Here is a 16,626-nt window from a genome sequence, read left to right as displayed (position 1 = left end):
AGCCGGATGGAACGGAACCGCGCGACAGTCTCACGCAACAAGAGCCTACGCCGGGCAATCCGGGGCGGCCTTGCGCAGGATCAATCCGCCGCTCCTGCTGGCAGGACCAGCCGGCGCAACAGGCCGTTGAAGTCCGGACGGGGTGTTGGCGTAAATCCTTTCGGATCACATGCGCCAAATCCGAGCACCGCATAACCATGCACCAGCGACCAGACCGCGATTTCGAGTTGCTGGTCCGGGTCGGGCGCCTGCCGGGAAAACGGCAGGCAGGCAAGCCGGAGTTCGGCATAGGCCGTTTCAGACGTCGACAGGAAAGTCGGATTGGACCGATCCACGTCAGCAGCCAGAAACATGACGTGAAACAGGCCGGCATGGTCATTGGCGAAGCGGATGTAGCCCCGGCATATGCCCTCCAGCCGTGCCGTCGGATCATCACCTGCACCCTGGCGGGCCTCACGCATCGCCCCGGTGAACAGGGCGAATGCCTCGGTCGCAACTGCTGTCAGCAAATCCGGCAGGCCGGCAAAGTGATGCGCCGGCGCAGCGTGCGACACGCCCGCCCTCGCTGCCGCCTTGCGCAAGGTCAGCCCTGAGGCCCCTTCTGCGTCGAGCAACTGAATGGAGGCCGTGATCAGCGCCTGGCGCAGATTGCCGTGATGATGCGGACGTACCGGTCCGGACAGGGAATCGGCAGGTTTCGGTGTTTCTGACATGCGACGAGTATGTTCCGGATCTTGACAGTGTCAAGAAAGCCCCTCAAACCTGTCTAAACTTTACACTGTCAAGGAGGGAGACATGTCTGGACAGCCGCAAACCCGCAATCCGTGGTTCATTGCCATGAGCATCTCATGCCTGTTGGTTGCCGTTGCGTCCTGGCGCGGGCTGGTCGCGCCCTTCGAACAGGTGATGGCGCATCTTGTGCACTACACGCAGGGCTATAGCCTGCCCCTGTTTGCACATCTCGTCTTCGGGCCGCTGGCCCTGGCGCTGGTGCCGTTTCAATTCTGGAAGGGTTCGCGCCGCCGGCCCGGCCTGCACCGCTGGGCAGGCCGCCTCTATGTCCTGTCGATCTTGCTGGCCGCCATCGGCTCCCTGGCCATGCTGCCAGGCTATCAGGGATCCTCGTGGACGGCGGCCGGTTTCTTCACGCTTGCCCTGCTCTGGGTCGGAACGACCGGCATGGGCCTCATCCGTGCGCTGCAGGGGCGTTTCGCCGAGCATCAGATCTGGATGTTGCGCTCGGCAGCACTGACCTTCGCCGCCGTGACCCTGCGCATCATGATGATTCCGCTGATCGTAGCCGGCCAGACCCCGCTCGAGACGTACAATGTCACGGCATGGGGCAGCTGGCTGATCAATCTGGTGGCTGTCGAGGCCTGGCTGGTGTGGCGTGGCCGCTGGCGGGTGGCGTGAGCGGCCGCAGCGAGGACAAGGCCCCTGAAAAGCAAAAAGCCACCTTGCGGTGGCTTTGTTGTTGCTCTCGACTTGCGAGAAAATGGAGCGGGCGAAGGGATTTGAACCCTCGACCCCAACCTTGGCAAGGTTGTGCTCTACCCCTGAGCTACACCCGCATCCTGACCACCGGTGGGTAACCGGCGGCAACCTCGAAACCACCCAACTCAACCGAATTCCTGATCGCAGATCAGTTACCGAGAGAGAATGGAGCGGGCGAAGGGATTTGAACCCTCGACCCCAACCTTGGCAAGGTTGTGCTCTACCCCTGAGCTACACCCGCATTTTCCGGCACCGACATTGCTGCCCGCCGTCGAGGTGGGCTGTATATGAACCAAGCCGGTTCAGATTGCAACAGGGTTTTTTGCGGCATTTTCAGTGCTTCCGCGCCCCTGTGGACGACCTGTGGACAGAGGCTTGCCGGCTTCTACCGATGACCGCTGCCCCTCCTTGCGGGACGCCGCTTGCACATTGTTTGGCGTCGCGCCGAGCCTTGAGCCCTGCAAGGCGCATCGGCTAGAACAGCGACAATCTCAACCCGCCGACGAAATCCGGCGCAATTCTGGAGACCCTGATGCCGGCAACCCGCGACGATCTGATGGCATTTTTCGACAGGCACGGCATCCAGACGACCACCGTCGACCATCGCCCGGTGTTCACAGTCGCGGAAGGCGCGGACATCCATGCAATGATCCCCGGCGCCCATACCCGCAACCTTTTCGTCAAGGACAAGAAGGGCAAGCTGTTCCTGATCGTCGTGCTGCACGATGCGACCGTCGACCTGAAACAGGTGCACAATCTGATCAGTGGATCCGGCCGCGTCTCGTTCGGCTCGCCGGAGCAGATGATGCAGTATCTCGGCGTCATTCCGGGTTCGGTTACGCCCTTCGGTCTGATCAATGACACCGGACAGGAACTGACGGTGGTGTTTGACGCAGCGATGATGCAGCACGATGTGCTGAATTTCCATCCATTGTCCAATGACGCCACCACCACGATCTCGCGCGATGGGCTGATGACCTTTGCCAGGGGCTGCGGCCACGCGCCGCTGGTGATTGCGGTGACGGAAGAGGCAAAAGCGCAGGGTTTGTAATTCACGTGGTCAACGTCCATGTTATGGACGACAAATCGCGGCAAGGGCGAATGGCGCCCGCTGCTGCAAAGGCATTGTGGCCGCGTCGAACGGCCGGCACTTCAAGGGGCCAGGACACATGAGCACGGGTAGCTATTCCATGGGCGGCCAGATTGGCGGCGGATTCGGCGGCAGCTTTGGCGGCGGCGCAAAACCGGCAGCCAGTCCGGCGCCGGCCGGCGGCGATGACCTGATCAAGGACGTGACCACCGCATCCTTCGCCCGGGATGTTCTGGAAGCCTCGCGGCATCAGCCGGTCCTCGTCGATTTCTGGGCGCCCTGGTGTGGCCCGTGCCGTCAGCTGACCCCGGTGATTGAAGGTGCCGTCAAAGCCGCCAAGGGCACCGTCAAGCTGGCCAAGATGAACATCGACGACCACCCGGAAGTGGCAGGCCAACTCGGCATCCAGTCCATTCCGGCCGTCATCGCCTTCAAGAACGGACAACCGGTCGACGGCTTCATGGGCGCACAGCCCGAAAGCCAGATCAAGGCCTTCATCGAACGCCTGGGCGGACCGGCACCGGCTGGTGGACCCGATGACCTTCTGGTGGAGGGCGACGCCCTGCTGGAGGCCAAGGACTATGGCCAGGCAGCCCAGATGTTCGGGGCGGCGCTGCAGATCGACCAGGAGAATGTCCGCGCCCTCGCTGGTCTCGCCCGCTGCTATCTTGGAGCCGGTGACCTCGACCGCGCCCGCCAGGCGCTCGACATGGTTCCGGAGGCCGGCCGCAAGGATGCACACTACACCGCAGCCCTGGCCGCTCTTGCGCTTGCCGAACAGGCGGAGTCCCTTGGAGATCTTGCCGAACTGGAGGCCCGCATCGCCGCAGACCCGGCTGACCACCAGGCCCGGTTCGATCTCGCCCTTGGCCTTGCCGCCCGCGCGGATCATCAGGGCGCTGTCGATCATCTGATCGAGATCGTCCGCCGTGGCCGCGACTGGAATGAGGATGGCGCGCGCAAGCAGCTTTTGCAGTTCTTCGAGGCCTGGGGCGCGAAGGATCCGGCGACCAACTATGGCCGGCGGAAACTGTCGTCCGTTCTGTTCTCCTGAGCGTATAAGGCCTGCGGACCGGACTGGCCGGACCGCAGGCCCCGTTTTCAAGGATCAGGATATGCAGGCCGGGAATGCGCACTACCGCACCATCGATGACCTTCCGGCGACGTTGCCCGTGTTTCCGCTGACGGGAGCCCTTCTGCTCCCGCGCACCCAGCTGCCGCTGAATATCTTCGAGCCACGCTATCTTGCCATGGTGGATGCAGCGCTCGCCGGGCAGCGGTTGATCGGCATGATCCAGCCCGCAATCGGTCAGGCGGATGACGCAAGAAAGCCTGCCCTGGCGCGCGTTGGCTGCGCTGGCCGGATCACCAGCTTCCAGGAAAGCGGCGACGGACGCTATCTGATCTCGCTCCAGGGCGTTGCCCGGTTCAGTTTCACGTCGGAACTCGACACCATCACGCCGTTCCGCCAGGCCGCAGTGGACTTCACCCCTTACGCGAGTGATCTGATGCAGGGCACTGGCGAAGCCGAGGTCGATCGCGCCGGACTGCTGAAGGCGTTCCGCGCCTATCTCGACGCCCATGGCATGGACGCTGACTGGGACAGTGTCGACAACGCCGAGACAGAGGTGCTCGTCAATGCCCTGTGCATGATGAGCCCCTATGGAGCTGCCGAAAAGCAGGCAATGCTGGAAGCCAAGGACCTGAAGACACGCGCCGAGACGCTAGTTGCCATCACGGAGATTGACCTGGCCCGCGCGGCGGGCAATGACGGCGGCTCGACACTGCAATAAACGCATCAAGGAAACGACGATGACCGACGACACTCCGCGCCCCGGCGACCGCAGGATTGACCGCAAGATGCTGGAACTGCTGGTTTGCCCGGTAACCAAGACGACGCTTGAATATGATGTTGCGCGGCAGGAACTGATCTCGCGCGTTGCCAAGCTGGCCTATCCGATCCGCGATGGCATTCCGATCATGCTGGCCGACGAGGCCCGCAAGCTGGAAGACTGAGGCGAGGTCCCGATGGGCTGCCCCGTCGGGACATGTCAGGGATATAGCAAGGCCTGGACACTGCCGGCTAGGATCTCGGCATCGCCAGTAACATGGACCTGCTTCAGACGGGCGGTTGCCCCTCCGTCAACAGAGACGAGGCTCTTCCCGACGCCGAGGGCCTTGGCGAGCAGAGCCTCCAGGGCGGCATTGGCCGCGCCTTTTTCCGGGACAGCGCGGACCCGGGCCAGAAGAACGGCCCGGCCATCGGACAAGATGCCGAGGCCATCGACACTGTCCCTGGCGGCCTTCGGCGTCAGCCGGACGGTAATCCGGATCCCGTCACGGTCAACGCGATACGGCAGGTCAGTGGCGGGTGCTGTCATCGCCGGCGCCGGCTCGACACCGGATCAGAAAACGTTCGGATAGATGTAACGGACGATCACGTTCTGCAGCAGGAAGATGCCGAGAAGAAGCACGATCGGGGAGAGATCCAGCCCGTTCATGGACGGGATGAAGCGGCGGATCGGACGAAGCGCCGGTTCGGTCAGATTGTAAAGGATCTGGCCGACAGTCGCGATGAACTGGTTGCTCGAATTCACCACATTGAAGGCATAGAGCCAGGAGAAGATGGCGCTGGCGATCAGCACATAGGTGTAGAGCTGAAGCACCAGGAGGAAGACGTCGAGAATTGCACGCATCGTGTTGTCCGTATCCGCGTTTGGCCGTGACGCATCATGTAGCGGCCCCCCTCTTCCGCTGCAAGACGCGATCTGGTTTCAGCCTTAAGCGAAGCGCTTGACAGGGCTGCGAACCCCCTCCTAAATGCCGCGACCTGACCGGGGCCGTAGCTCAGATGGGAGAGCGCTGCAATCGCACTGCAGAGGTCAGGGGTTCGATTCCCCTCGGCTCCACCAGCTCCTTCCTGCCAATTTTTATAGCAACTTTCCTGGCAAGTTTCCTGGCAACTTTCCTGTCCGGGCACCACCCTTGGCTGGCGACCGGCAGCAACGCAGGGCAGACTGCCCTGCCCTGAGGCATGAGCGCGATGACCCCACTTGCCCCGAACCCGCCATGCCCCTGCGGATCAGGGCAGACGCTTGGCCTGTGCTGTGGCCCGGCGCTGGCCCGCACAACGCCTGCCGCGACCGCCGAGGCCCTGATGCGCTCGCGGTACAGCGCCTATGTGCTCAAGGATATTGCCTATCTGAAGGAAACTTTGTGGCCGAAGTTTCAGCCGGGCTTCGACTTTGACGCAACCAGCCGCTGGGCGGAGGAAAGCCGCTGGACAGGGCTGACCGTTCTGGCGACAGACAAGGGCACGGGGACGGCGCGCGACGGCACCGTCCTGTTCGAAGCGCGCTACCTTGCGGCCGCCAAGCTGCACACCCACCGGGAACTGAGCCTGTTTCGCAAATCCGGCGGGCGCTGGTATTACGTCGAGGCCCTGAACGAGAGCTGAGGCCGGCCGCGCCGGGATCAAGCTCAATGAAAGTTGCGGCCACGCGGCAGCACCTGGCGGGCACTGTCCATCAGGTCGCGTGGCAGCGGCAGACGGGCAATGTCCTGCCGCAGTTCCGGTACCTCGCGCACCAGCATGGCAAGGCGACTGGCAGGTTTCAGCTTTTCCGATTGCTCGATCACCGGACGGCGCACCTCGTCGGCGCGTGACAAGCCGGCATTGGTGAGTGGCTGGTCCGACAACAGGGCCAGCAGCGGTGTGACATCCTCCAGCTCTTCCGCGACCACGTGGATGACCCCCGCTTCGTTCTGGAGCCGGCCGCGCACCTGGACGAAGCGCCCCCCCAGGATGATGGCGCGGAAGCGTTCGAACACTGCCGGCCAGACGATGACATTGGCAACACCGCCCTCGTCCTCCAGCGTCATGAAGATGACGCCCTTGGCCGAGCCCGGGCGCTGGCGCACCAGCACGAGACCGGCAACCGACAGGCGCCGCCCGGTGGAAAGACGGGCAAGATGCACCGCTGGCGTCACACCGCGCCGCATCAGCGCATCGCGGACAAAACTCACCGGATGCGCCTTGAGCGACAGCGACAGGCTGCGATAGTCGGCAACCACATGGGCGCCCGGCGGCATGGGCGGCAGGGCAACATCGGGCTCGGGCCGCAGATCCGGCAGGGATGCCTGGTCAAACAACGGCAACCGCTCCGCCGCCCCGCCGGCTTCTAGCCCCTGCGCCGCCCAGAGCGCGGTCCGGCGATCGAGCCCAAGGGAGCGAAAGGCATCAGCCTCCGCCAGCCGCGCAATGACCGCCCGGGGCAGGCCGGTGCGTAGCCACAGGTCGCGAAGGGAATCGTAGCCTTCGCCGCGCAGTTCAACCAGCCGTCGCATGTTTGCTTCGGCAAGTCCCTTCACCTGCCGGAACCCGAGCCGGACCGCGCGGTCAGACTGGACAACGCCGGCCATCTCCCGGTGGCGGGGATGCAGGCCGCGCGAGGCAGCAAGCCCGGGCTCAAGATGCGCATCCCAGCCCGACAGATTGACATCAACCTCGCGCACCTCGACGCCATGCTCCTGCGCATCGCGCACCAGCTGCGCCGGAGCATAAAAGCCGAGCGGCTGTGCGTTGAGCAGGGCAGCCAGAAACACATCCGGATAGCGCGCCTTGACCCAGGCCGAAGCATAGACGAGGAGGGCAAAGCTGGCCGCATGGCTTTCGGGAAACCCATATTCGCCAAAGCCCTCGATCTGGCGGAAGCAGCGCTCGGCAAAGTCGCGGTCATAGCCATTGGCGGCCATGCCCTCGATCATTTTCTGCTGAAAGCTGCCGATGGTCCCGACCTTGCGAAACGTGGCCATGGCCCGGCGCAGCCGATCGGCCTCGCCGGGCGTAAATCCCGCCGCGACAATGGCGATCCGCATCGCCTGTTCCTGGAACAACGGCACACCAAGGGTCTTGCCAAGGACTGCCTCCAGCGCAGGCGACGGATAGCTGACCCGTTCCTTGCCCTGGCGCCGGCGCAGATAGGGATGAACCATGTCGCCCTGGATCGGCCCCGGCCGGACAATCGCCACCTCGATGACAAGATCATAGAAATGGCGCGGCCTGAGGCGCGGCAGCATCGTCATCTGGGCCCGGCTCTCGACCTGGAACACGCCGATGGAATCGGCACGGCACAGCATGTCATAGACCGCCGGATCTTCCGCCGGGATCGTCGCAAGGGTGAGGTCGCGGTCATAATCGGCTCGCAGCATGTCCAGCGCCTTGCGCAAGGCCGACAGCATCCCGAGCGCCAGCACATCGATCTTGAGAATGCCAAGAGCATCAAGATCATCCTTGTCCCACTCGATCACGGTGCGGTCGGCCATCGCCGCATTCTGGATCGGCACCACCTCGTCAAGCCGGCCGCGCGTGATGACAAAGCCACCGACATGCTGCGACAGATGACGGGGAAACCCGATCAGTTGCCGCGACAGGGCGAGCACCTGGGCCAGCAGCGGATCGTCCGGATCAAGCCCCGCCTCCCGCACATGCCCCTCCCGCGTGCCGGAGGAGGAATGCCCCCAGACTGTTCCCGACAACGCAGATACGGCATCGCCTGACAGGCCGAACACCTTGCCAACCTCGCGCAAGGCCGAGCGGGAGCGATAGCTGATGACAGTTGCCGCAAGCCCGGCCCGCTCACGCCCGTATTTGCCGTAGATATATTGGATCACCTCCTCACGCCGCTCATGTTCAAAGTCGACGTCAATGTCGGGCGGTTCCCGTCGTTCGGGCGAGATGAACCGTTCGAACAGCAGGTCCCCACGTTTCGGATCAACCTCGGTGATGCCGATGCAGAAACACACGGCGGAATTGGCAGCCGACCCCCGCCCCTGGCAGAGGATGCCGCGCGATCGGGCGAAACGGACGATATCCGCCACGGTGAGGAAATAGGGTGAATAATTGAGCTGGCTAATTATCTGCAACTCATGCGCGATGACCGCCTCTACAGCTGCCGGAACGCCACCCGGATAGCGCCGCGCCTTGCCTAATTCAGTCAGCCGCTCCAGTTCTTCCTGCGGGCTGGCGCTGGAGCCGGTCGGCTCGTCGGGATAATCGTAGCCCAGCTGATCAAGCGAGAAACTGGTCTCCTCCAGAATGACCAGGCTCTCGCGCAGCGCCTGCGGACAAGGAGAAAACAGACGCGCCATCGCCTCCGGCCCCTTCAGATGGCGCTCGGCATTGGCCGCCAGCCGGCGTCCGGCAGTGGCCAGGCGCTCATGCAGGCGGATACAGGTCAGGACATCCTGCAAGGGCCGACGATCAACCGCATGATAGAGCACGTCATTGGTGGCCAGCAGACGCACCTCCGCCCGGCCGGAAATCTCCATCAGCAGACCCAGCCGGCGACGGTCAAGTCCGTCATAGGCGGGTGGGGCAGCCAGGCGCAGCGCTGCGCCATGTCCCTCGCGCAGCCGGGACAGAATGGGCAGGAGATGCTCCGGCTGTGGCAGACCGGGCGGAGCCACCAGTGCGAGCGCGAAACCGCCACCTGCAGCGAGCACATCCTCGAGCATCAAGGTACACTGCCCCTTGGCACTGCGCCGGTTGCCAAGGGTCAAAAGACGGGCAAGCCGGCCATAGGCCTCCCGGTCGCGCGGCCAGATCAAAAGATCCGGCGTGCCATCGGCAAGCACCAGGCGGCAGCCGGGAACATAGCGCAGCCCGAGATCCCTTGCCGCCACATGCGCCCGCACCACGCCGGCAAGGCTGTTGCGATCCGTCAGTCCAAGTCCGCACAGCCCGAGCTGCGCCGCTGTTGCAACCAGTTCCTCGGCATGGGAGGCGCCTTGCAGGAATGAGAAGTTGCTGGCAACGCCCAGTTCAGCGAAAGACGCCTGCTGCCCCCCGGGACGAATGGCAACAGGCGGCAAGGGCCCGCTCACGCGAAAACCCCTTGCAGGAACCAGCGCGGATCCGCCGTCTCCCGCTCATAAAGACCATCACGATAGATCCAGAAGCGACGTCCTTCCTCGTCCTCGATGCGGTAATAGTCCCGCGTCGGCATGTGAACGGCCTCACCCGGCACGTCCGGAAGGCGGCCGGCCCCGCCCGCCCCCAGCCACCAGGGCGGAGCCAGACGCTCCGGCCCTTCGGACCGCACCACCCGATACAGTGCCCGGCGCCAGCGGAACCGCAGCGGCGGCCCCTCCGGCACGATGGCGACGGCATCCACAGGCTCGGCCGGAACCAGCAGGCGCAGGGGCTGTGTCAGAGGGGCCTCCTCGCCGGGGCGTGGCTCACAGTCCCAGGCCAGTGCGGCATCAGCCACCGATGCCGCCGGCACCAGATGAACCCGCGCCTCGGGCAGATGATGGTCAACCGGCAGGAACCGGGCGACCCGGGCGAGCCCAAGCCGCGCGCCCAGCCGGTCGACAAGGCCGGCAAGGTCTGCTGTCGCATCATCCCCTGCCCCCTCGAGGCTGGTCTGATGCGGGGCAAAGGACTGCGCCTCCAGAACGGCGAGACGCAGGAGATCAAAGCCGAAGCCGGCTTCCAAAGCACCCTCGTCGGCCTTCAGCTTCTGACGGAACAGGGACAAAAGCCCCGCCCCGCCGCGCAGGGGCCGACTGGTGCCCACCATCAGCCGCTGGACATGGCCATCGACCCGGAACAGGGTGAACTCAAACAGGCGCCCGCCTTCGACACGCCGCTCCAGCGCATCGCTGACCTGCCCGCCAAGCGAAAGCAGGATCGCCTCGATATCCTCCAGCCGGGCCACTGGTTCGAACAGTCGCCGTTCGGCCAGGATCAGCGGCGGGGCGAGCCGGGGTGAAATGCTCTCGCCGGCCTCCCCCAGGGCCTGATCAAGCCGGCGCAGCAACTCCAGGCCGTAGCGCGCGGCCAGCGGGGCGCGGGGCTGGCCCAGGATGTCGGCAATCCGGGTCAGGCCGACCGCCGACAGCGCAGCCACCGTCTCCGGCGCAATGCCGAGTGCAGCCAGCGGCAAGGGCGCAAGGGCCTTTCGCACTTCTCCTTCCGGAACCAGAACCGCTGGCTGCTGCGCCGATGTCGCATGGCGTGCGAGGCCCCGGGCGGCAGTTGCCGTATCCGCAATGGCGGCCCGCACTGCAAAGCCTTGCCGCTGAAGCCGTGCAAGGGCATCGGCCATCAGCCCGGCTTCGCCGCCATGCAGGTGCGCGCATCCTGTTATGTCCAGCACCAAACAATCCGGTGCTTCAAGGGCGACCAGGGGCGTGTAACGGTCACACCAGTCGGCAAGCGACGCAAGCAATGCAGCTTCCAGCTCCGGGGCTTCACGGTGAACCTGAAGCTCCGGAACCCGGGCCCGGGCATCGGTCAGGGCATCACCCGGTCGCAACCCACGGGCAACCGCAGCTGCATCAAGGCTGCGTAGCCGCAAGGCTTGCCCGCTGTCATGGATGACGGCCTGCGGCCGGGTCGTCACACGGGCCAGTTCAGCCTGTCCGCCGCCCCGGGAAGGCAACAAGTTCACCGCCTGCAGCCGCAGGATCCGGTCCAGCGGCAGTTGCGGAAACCAGAGCGTCAGAAGCCGCTGGCGCGGCAAGTCTGCTCGCGGCATGTGACCACTCCAGGGTGAGCCGGGCGGACGATCCTTCCCGGTTTCGATCAAGGGCAGCCCGCCAGCGCGGCAGGCCAATGAAGGGATGCCTTCCCATCCCGGTTTCATTGCCGCCAGGGACAAGGGTAACAGGCCCCGAAGCGGCCGGCGCAGCACGCCAGCGGGTAAGCGCTGCCCCCGGCTCCGCCGCCGCGCCGTGGCGCAGCAGGAAAACCGGCACGCCGCTCTCCTGCGCCCGCAAGGACAGACGGCGGCTGGCCGTCAGGTCCAGGGCACGGACAAAGCCATGAAACTCACCCACCACGGCGGCAAGCGCCGGGCAGCGGGCGCCTTCCTCCATCGCCCACAAGGCCTCTTCCGGCCGGCGGGCAAGGACAAGGATGATCCGGGCCGGATCAAGTCCGAACTGCCACAGGCCCGGCGCATGCGGCAAACCGGCCTCACGCCGCACCATCGGATCACACACCCAGAGCAGGTGCCCCAGCCGTGAGCGTGTGGCGGCAGCGACAAAGGCAAGCCCGAGACCGGACAGCGCTCCGCAATCCCGGCTTTCGTCCGCACCAATCTCGTGCAACGCGCCCAGCGCAAGGCCGGCGCCGCAGGCCATCAGCCTGTCAACCTCCGGCACCCCAAGGCGGACGCGACCGGAGGCCCCAGCCTTGTCCAGCCCTGCGCTGGACTTTGCCTGTAACGACGCGCCGGCACGGTCGACCCTGGCCGGTTTCCCCGCCCTGGCGGCGGGAGGGGAAACCGGCATGAGCTGCGCGTCTGAAGGGAGGCGTCCCTCAAGTCCGGCAATGCGGCGGCGCAGCTCATCAAGGGCCGGGCGGGAACGCAGGTGAGCGGGCGGGGGCACCGTCTCCTGTTCGTTTCCGGCAGGCGAAACCTGTCTGGGGCAAGGCGGCAGGGATGCGGCAACACAGGACACAGGAAAGTCTCCCTCCCCCCTTCCGAAGGATTCTCCGGAAGGCTCCACGGGGCCAGCAGCGCGACCTTGCGCTGTCCCCGTGCCTGCGCCATGCTTCGCATCATCCACCGGGCGAGCCGGGGTCGGTTCCGTTCTGGACCTTTCCATCGCGCCCTCAATGCCTCGTCTTTTGTTCTCTTTCTGTTCTTATGGATTCCCGATCTCCGGACGAGAGTCAAGCAGCGAAAATTTCACAAGGGTCAAACCCGGATGAAAGCCGGACCTTGCCATGCCACGTTGACGAACAACCAGAATCATTGGCCACAAGGCGATGGGCCGGGATGACCAAATCTTAAATGCGCCATGCGATAGACAAGGCGGGCAAGAGACCGGACGGGCGGAGATAGCAGGTGGCAAGGCAACGGGCGGCACAGGCAGGGACAGGCGCCGCAGCGCGGCAACCCGCCATGTTTTCCCGCCTGCAAGGCGTGTTGCCGCACGGTCTGCGTCATCACTTGGCGCAAAGGCTTGCAACCGGTGCCGGGCGCATGGCGCTGGTCATCCTCACCATCCGCATCGCCGGCGCGGCGTTTGCCTATTTGTCCCAGATCGTGCTGGCGCGCTGGATGGGCGCTGCCGACTACGGTATTTTCGCCGTCGTCTGGACGCTGGCGCTGGTGCTCGGGCTGCTGGCCAGTCTCGGCTTCTCCGCCTCGCCAACACGGTTCGTGCCGCAATACAATGCCGCAAGGGACATGGACCGGCTGCGCGGGTTTTTAAGCGCCAGCCGTCTCCTCGTGCTTGCTGCGGCCAGTCTCGCCACCCTGGCCGGGCTGGAAATCATCTTGTGGAGCCGGTCGCTGATCGATCCGCTCTATGTCTGGCCTGCGGCCATTGCCCTGTTCGCGGTCCCCTTGTTTGCGCTGACCAGCGTGCAGGATGCCATCGCCCGCAGCTATGACCTGCCGGCGCTCGGACTGCTTGCCTCCTTCATCTACCGGCCGCTGCTGCTGCTGGCCCTGCTGTTGCCCCTGGTCCTGACCGGCCATGCCGTGACAGCGGCCATTGCCGCCGTGATGGCTGTCGCGGCCAGCCTGACCGTGACGGCACACCAGGCCTGGCGGCTGCGACGGGAGCTGAACCGGCGGATCCCCGCAGGCCCGCACCAGCATGAGATGCGGCTCTGGATCACTGTGTCCCTGCCGTTGCTGATGGTCGAAGGGTTTCTCCAGCTTCTCAGCAGTGCCGATGTGGTGATGGTCAGTTTCTGGCGCCCGCCGGAAGAGGTTGCGGTTTACTTTGCCGCCTCAAAGACCCTTGCCCTGGTGCATTTTGTCCATTTTGCCGTCCGTGCGGCCTCCGCGCACCGCTTTGCCGGCCTTGCCCAGGACGCGGACCGCAGCGCATTGGCCGCCTATGCCCGGCAGGCCAGCCGCTGGACCTTCTGGCCGTCCCTGGCCGCAGGAACTGTCCTCATATTCCTGTCGCCGCTGCTCCTGGCCCTGTTCGGACCCCAGTTCAGCGCCGGAGCCCCGCTGATCGCCATCCTGGTCATCGGGGTCCTGGCTCGCGCCAGCATCGGGCCGGCGGATGCCCTTCTGGGCATGAGCGGCCACCAGAAAAGCTGCGCCGCTGTCTATGCCGGCGTATTTGCGGTCAATGTCTGCCTCAACGTGGTGATGATCCCGCTATATGGGCTGATCGGCGCTGCCATAGCGACATCGCTTGCCATGGTCATCGAAGCCCTTGCCCTTGCGCTGATGACACGGCGGCGGCTGGGGTTTGTCCCCTTCGCCCTGCTGCCGGACAGGCGCGACAAATCCAGCCGGACAGGCACCGCATGACCTTCACCGCCCGTCTGTGCCCGATTGCCGAAAATGATGGCTGGAACCAGCTCTATGCCGAGGCGCTGGAGCCCAATCCCTTCTTCGGCCCCGGCTTCCTGCTGCCTTATGCCACGCATCTGAAACGCGGCCAGTTGCGCCTTGTCGTCGTCAAGGACGCGGAAACAGGGCGCTGGCTAATGGCGGCGCCCGTCGGTCGGACGCGTGCGGGGTTCCTTGTTCCAACTGCCACCCTCTGGGCCAGCGAATATGGCCCGCTCGGCACGCCACTTGTTCACCCGCAATGCCCTGCCGACGCCATTCCGGGGTTCCTGGAAACGGCCGCATCCGTCTCGACCCTGCCGGGTGCAAGCACCCTCGATATCCCGTTCCTGCCGCTGGACGGGCCTGTTGCCCGCCTGTTACGCCAGGGCGCAAACGGCTGGACCGTCTCACAAGGACCGGCAGAGGATCGCGCGGCCCATTCGGCAGGCGCTGAAGGGGCGCAGCAGCTGGCAGAGGTCATGACCGGCAAGCGGCGCAAGGAATACGACCGGCTGGCGCGCCGCCTGCAGGAGCTTGGCGACGTGCGCGAGGACAGTTACCGGGGTGCTGCGGCCCTGTCCGCCTTCGAGGAGTTCCTGACCCTGGAAGCTGCCGGCTGGAAGGGACGCGCGGGCACGGCGCTCGCCAGCAACGGGCAAGTGGCCGCCTTTGCGCATAGCTTCGTGGCTGCACTGGCGAAGGCAGACGCGTTGCGGGTCGAGGCCTTGCGGCTCGATGGGCGTCCGATTGCTCTGCTTGCAATGGCCGAGCATGGAGGCCGGGCCTACGCCTGGAAGATCACCCATGACGAGGAGCTTGCCCGCTTTTCTCCCGGCCAGCGCATCACGCTGCAGGCTCTGCGTACCGGAGTGAATGACGCCCGCCTGATCGGAGGCGGCGATTCCCTGGCCATCCCTGACCATCCGATGATCAACCCGCTGTGGCGCGGGCGGATGGCCTATGCCACGCTCCGTTTCACGCGGGGTCCACTGGCGGCGCCAATCGCGGCTGTGCAGGCGGCGGACAATTTCGCGTTCAAGGTGGCACGACGGCTGTATCACCGCTTGAAACGGCGCTGACGGGGAAGGCTCAGCCCTCGGCCTTCGCCCGCTCACGCAATTCGCGCCGGATAATCTTGCCGGTGGTCGTCATCGGCAGTTCATCCAGAAACGCGATCTCGCGCGGGTATTCATGCGCCGACAACCGGGTGCGGACATGGGCGCGGATCTCCTGCGCCAGGGCTTCGTCCCCGCGGTAGCCTTCGGCCAACACCACATAGGCCTTGACGATTTCAGTGCGCAGCTTGTCCGGCTTGCCGATCGCTGCGGCCAACTTCACAGCCGGATGTGTGAGCAGGCAGTCCTCGATCTCGCCGGGACCGATGCGATAACTCGCCGAGGTGATGACATCGTCGTCCCGCCCGATGAACTCGACATAGCCGTCGTCGTCCATCACGCCCTGGTCACCGGTGGTCATCCAGTCGCCGACGAATTTCTCCGCCGTTGCCTCCGGCTTGTTCCAGTACTGCAGGAACATGACCGGGTCCGGCCGCCGAACGGCGATCTGCCCCTGGGTGCCATGCGGCAACACGGCACCATCGGGCCCGATGATCGCAACCTCATGCCCCGGGATGGCGCGGCCAATGGCACCCGCACGGGAGACGCCGAGACCGGCGCAAGAGCCGAGGACGGCGTTGCACTCAGTCTGGCCATAGAACTCATTCACCGGCAGGCCCAGTTCGGCCCGGGTCCACTCGAAGGCTTCACGGCCGAGCGCCTCGCCGGCCGAGCCAATGCTGCGCAGCTTGAGGTCAAACCGGCGGCCCGGGTTTTCAACCGCGCGCATCATCTTCAACGCAGTCGGCGGCACGAACACGTTGCGCACGCCCTGCGAGGCGATCAGGTGAAACGCCTGTTCCGGGTCAAACTTCTGCGCCGAGAAGGCAATAACCGGCACGCCCTGATGCAGCGATGGAAACAAGGCATTGAGCAGGCCGCCAGCCCAGGCCCAGTCCGCAGGCGTCCAGAGCAGATCCCCCGGCTGACCGAGAAATTCCTGCGACAGTTCGATGCCCGGCAGATGCCCCAGCAGCACCCGGTGGCCATGCAGCACGCCCTTCGGCTGGCCGGTGGTGCCGGAGGTGTAGATCATCAGGGCGGGATTGCTCAGCCCGGTATCACGGCAGGTGAAGCAATCGCTCGCCCTCAGCATCAGGTCCTCGAACCCGTCTGCGCCGTCCGCCGCCCCGTCGAGACTGATCACCTTTTCCAGCCCGGGCAGTTCAGGGCGCAAGGGTGTGACCTTGGCCAGGCCGGCGGCATTGGTCACCAGCACCCGCGCACCGGAATCGGTCAGCCGGTAGCGTAACGCATCCGACCCGAAGAGCGCCGCCAGTGGCACGGCGATGGCGCCAAGCTTGTAGACGGCCAGATGAACGATCGCGGTTTCCGGGGCTTGCGGCAGCAACAGCGCCACCCGGTCGCCCGGCTTGATGCCCGATTCAACCAGAACATTGGCAAAGCGGTTGGAGGCGGCAGCCAGCGCGGCGTAGCTCCAGTCATGATGGCTGCCATTGGCAAACACATGACGGATCGCGAGCCGGTCAGGCTCCCGCGCCGCCCAGTCATCACAGACCGATCGGGCGATATTGTAGCGCGCCGGCAGGCTCCAGGAGAACCCGGCACCCAGGCTGTCGAAATCCGTCGCCCGGCTGAGCATCGGCTG

At 65.2% G+C, this 16,626-nt stretch carries 15 protein-coding genes and 3 tRNA genes; 9 read left to right on the top strand and 9 right to left on the bottom strand.

The genetic code is table 11. The annotated features are described in order from the left end of the window. Positions 1-80 precede the first annotated feature (80 nt). A complete protein-coding gene (locus C8348_RS12575) occupies positions 81-713 on the bottom strand; it encodes a TetR/AcrR family transcriptional regulator (protein ID WP_106753689.1) in 633 nt (210 codons plus the stop codon). 82 nt (positions 714-795) lie between these two features. On the opposite strand from C8348_RS12575, the gene C8348_RS12570 reads away from it, so the two are divergent. After that, on the top strand, positions 796-1,413 hold the full coding sequence (locus tag C8348_RS12570; RefSeq protein WP_106753688.1) for a DUF2306 domain-containing protein: 618 nt from the start codon (positions 796-798) through the stop codon (positions 1,411-1,413). 83 nt (positions 1,414-1,496) lie between these two features. On the opposite strand, the gene C8348_RS12565 is transcribed toward C8348_RS12570, so the two are convergent. Then, positions 1,497-1,571, bottom strand: a tRNA-Gly gene (locus tag C8348_RS12565). Between the two features lie 89 nt (positions 1,572-1,660). Beyond that, a tRNA-Gly gene (locus tag C8348_RS12560) sits at positions 1,661-1,735 on the bottom strand. A 291-nt stretch (positions 1,736-2,026) separates the two neighbouring features. Here C8348_RS12560 and C8348_RS12555 point away from each other — a divergent pair. The 4 genes from C8348_RS12555 to C8348_RS12540 all read left to right on the top strand — a co-directional run bounded on the left by C8348_RS12555 (position 2,027) and on the right by C8348_RS12540 (position 4,600). Further along, positions 2,027-2,545: a prolyl-tRNA synthetase associated domain-containing protein gene (locus tag C8348_RS12555; RefSeq protein ID WP_106753687.1), complete on the top strand. Its 519-nt coding sequence runs from the start codon at positions 2,027-2,029 to the stop codon at positions 2,543-2,545. Between the two features lie 118 nt (positions 2,546-2,663). Further along, complete coding sequence (gene trxA / locus C8348_RS12550; protein ID WP_106753686.1) at positions 2,664-3,638, top strand: thioredoxin; 975 nt, start codon at positions 2,664-2,666, stop codon at positions 3,636-3,638. Between the two features lie 61 nt (positions 3,639-3,699). Further along, complete coding sequence (locus C8348_RS12545) at positions 3,700-4,377, top strand: LON peptidase substrate-binding domain-containing protein (protein WP_106753685.1); 678 nt, start codon at positions 3,700-3,702, stop codon at positions 4,375-4,377. 19 nt (positions 4,378-4,396) lie between these two features. After that, positions 4,397-4,600: a Trm112 family protein gene (locus C8348_RS12540; RefSeq protein WP_106753684.1), complete on the top strand. Its 204-nt coding sequence runs from the start codon at positions 4,397-4,399 to the stop codon at positions 4,598-4,600. 35 nt (positions 4,601-4,635) lie between these two features. Here C8348_RS12540 and C8348_RS12535 read toward each other — a convergent pair whose 3' ends face one another. Both C8348_RS12535 and C8348_RS12530 read right to left on the bottom strand, forming a co-directional pair. After that, positions 4,636-4,965: a DUF167 family protein gene (locus C8348_RS12535; RefSeq protein ID WP_106753683.1), complete on the bottom strand. Its 330-nt coding sequence runs from the start codon at positions 4,963-4,965 to the stop codon at positions 4,636-4,638. 24 nt (positions 4,966-4,989) lie between these two features. Then, on the bottom strand, positions 4,990-5,280 hold the full coding sequence (locus C8348_RS12530) for a YggT family protein (RefSeq protein WP_106753682.1): 291 nt from the start codon (positions 5,278-5,280) through the stop codon (positions 4,990-4,992). A gap of 140 nt (positions 5,281-5,420) precedes the next feature. Here C8348_RS12530 and C8348_RS12525 point away from each other — a divergent pair. Both C8348_RS12525 and C8348_RS12520 read left to right on the top strand, forming a co-directional pair. Continuing rightward, a tRNA-Ala gene (locus C8348_RS12525) sits at positions 5,421-5,496 on the top strand. A gap of 131 nt (positions 5,497-5,627) precedes the next feature. Continuing rightward, positions 5,628-6,041 (top strand): YchJ family protein, encoded by a 414-nt coding sequence (locus tag C8348_RS12520; protein ID WP_106753681.1) that lies wholly within the window; start codon positions 5,628-5,630, stop codon positions 6,039-6,041. A 23-nt stretch (positions 6,042-6,064) separates the two neighbouring features. On the opposite strand, the gene C8348_RS12515 is transcribed toward C8348_RS12520, so the two are convergent. From C8348_RS12515 to C8348_RS21965, 3 genes are read right to left on the bottom strand one after another with little or no spacing between them, the layout of a single operon-like run. Continuing rightward, the gene (locus C8348_RS12515; RefSeq protein WP_244294000.1) at positions 6,065-9,469 is read right to left on the bottom strand and encodes an error-prone DNA polymerase; all 3,405 of its coding nucleotides are present in this window, start codon (positions 9,467-9,469) and stop codon (positions 6,065-6,067) included. Beyond that, positions 9,466-10,992 carry a DNA polymerase Y family protein gene (locus tag C8348_RS12510; protein WP_244294007.1) on the bottom strand — a complete coding sequence of 509 codons (1,527 nt, stop codon included), beginning with the start codon at positions 10,990-10,992 and terminating at the stop codon, positions 9,466-9,468. Before C8348_RS12510 ends, C8348_RS12515 begins: the two co-directional genes overlap by 4 nt. Before the next feature lie 10 nt (positions 10,993-11,002). Continuing rightward, positions 11,003-11,734: an ImuA family protein gene (locus C8348_RS21965; RefSeq protein WP_106753680.1), complete on the bottom strand. Its 732-nt coding sequence runs from the start codon at positions 11,732-11,734 to the stop codon at positions 11,003-11,005. A 767-nt stretch (positions 11,735-12,501) separates the two neighbouring features. Here C8348_RS21965 and C8348_RS12500 point away from each other — a divergent pair. Together C8348_RS12500 and C8348_RS12495 are read left to right on the top strand one after the other, a co-directional pair. Further along, positions 12,502-13,878, top strand: coding sequence for a lipopolysaccharide biosynthesis protein (locus C8348_RS12500; protein ID WP_106753679.1), 1,377 nt, complete (start codon positions 12,502-12,504; stop codon positions 13,876-13,878). Beyond that, the gene (locus C8348_RS12495) at positions 13,875-14,981 is read left to right on the top strand and encodes a GNAT family N-acetyltransferase (RefSeq protein ID WP_106753678.1); all 1,107 of its coding nucleotides are present in this window, start codon (positions 13,875-13,877) and stop codon (positions 14,979-14,981) included. The genes C8348_RS12500 and C8348_RS12495 overlap by 4 nt, the downstream gene beginning before the upstream one ends. A 10-nt stretch (positions 14,982-14,991) precedes the next feature. Here the strand turns inward: C8348_RS12495 and C8348_RS12490 are convergent, their stop codons facing one another. Further along, on the bottom strand, positions 14,992-16,620 hold the full coding sequence (locus C8348_RS12490) for an AMP-binding protein (protein ID WP_106753677.1): 1,629 nt from the start codon (positions 16,618-16,620) through the stop codon (positions 14,992-14,994). Between the last annotated feature and the right edge of the window lie 6 nt (positions 16,621-16,626).

The sequence above is a fragment of the Pannonibacter carbonis genome (assembly GCF_003012935.1).
GTDB lineage: Bacteria > Pseudomonadota > Alphaproteobacteria > Rhizobiales > Stappiaceae > Pannonibacter > Pannonibacter carbonis.
The sequence above is the reverse complement of the archived record's forward strand: the minus strand, read 5'-3'. Positions and strand labels throughout refer to the sequence as shown.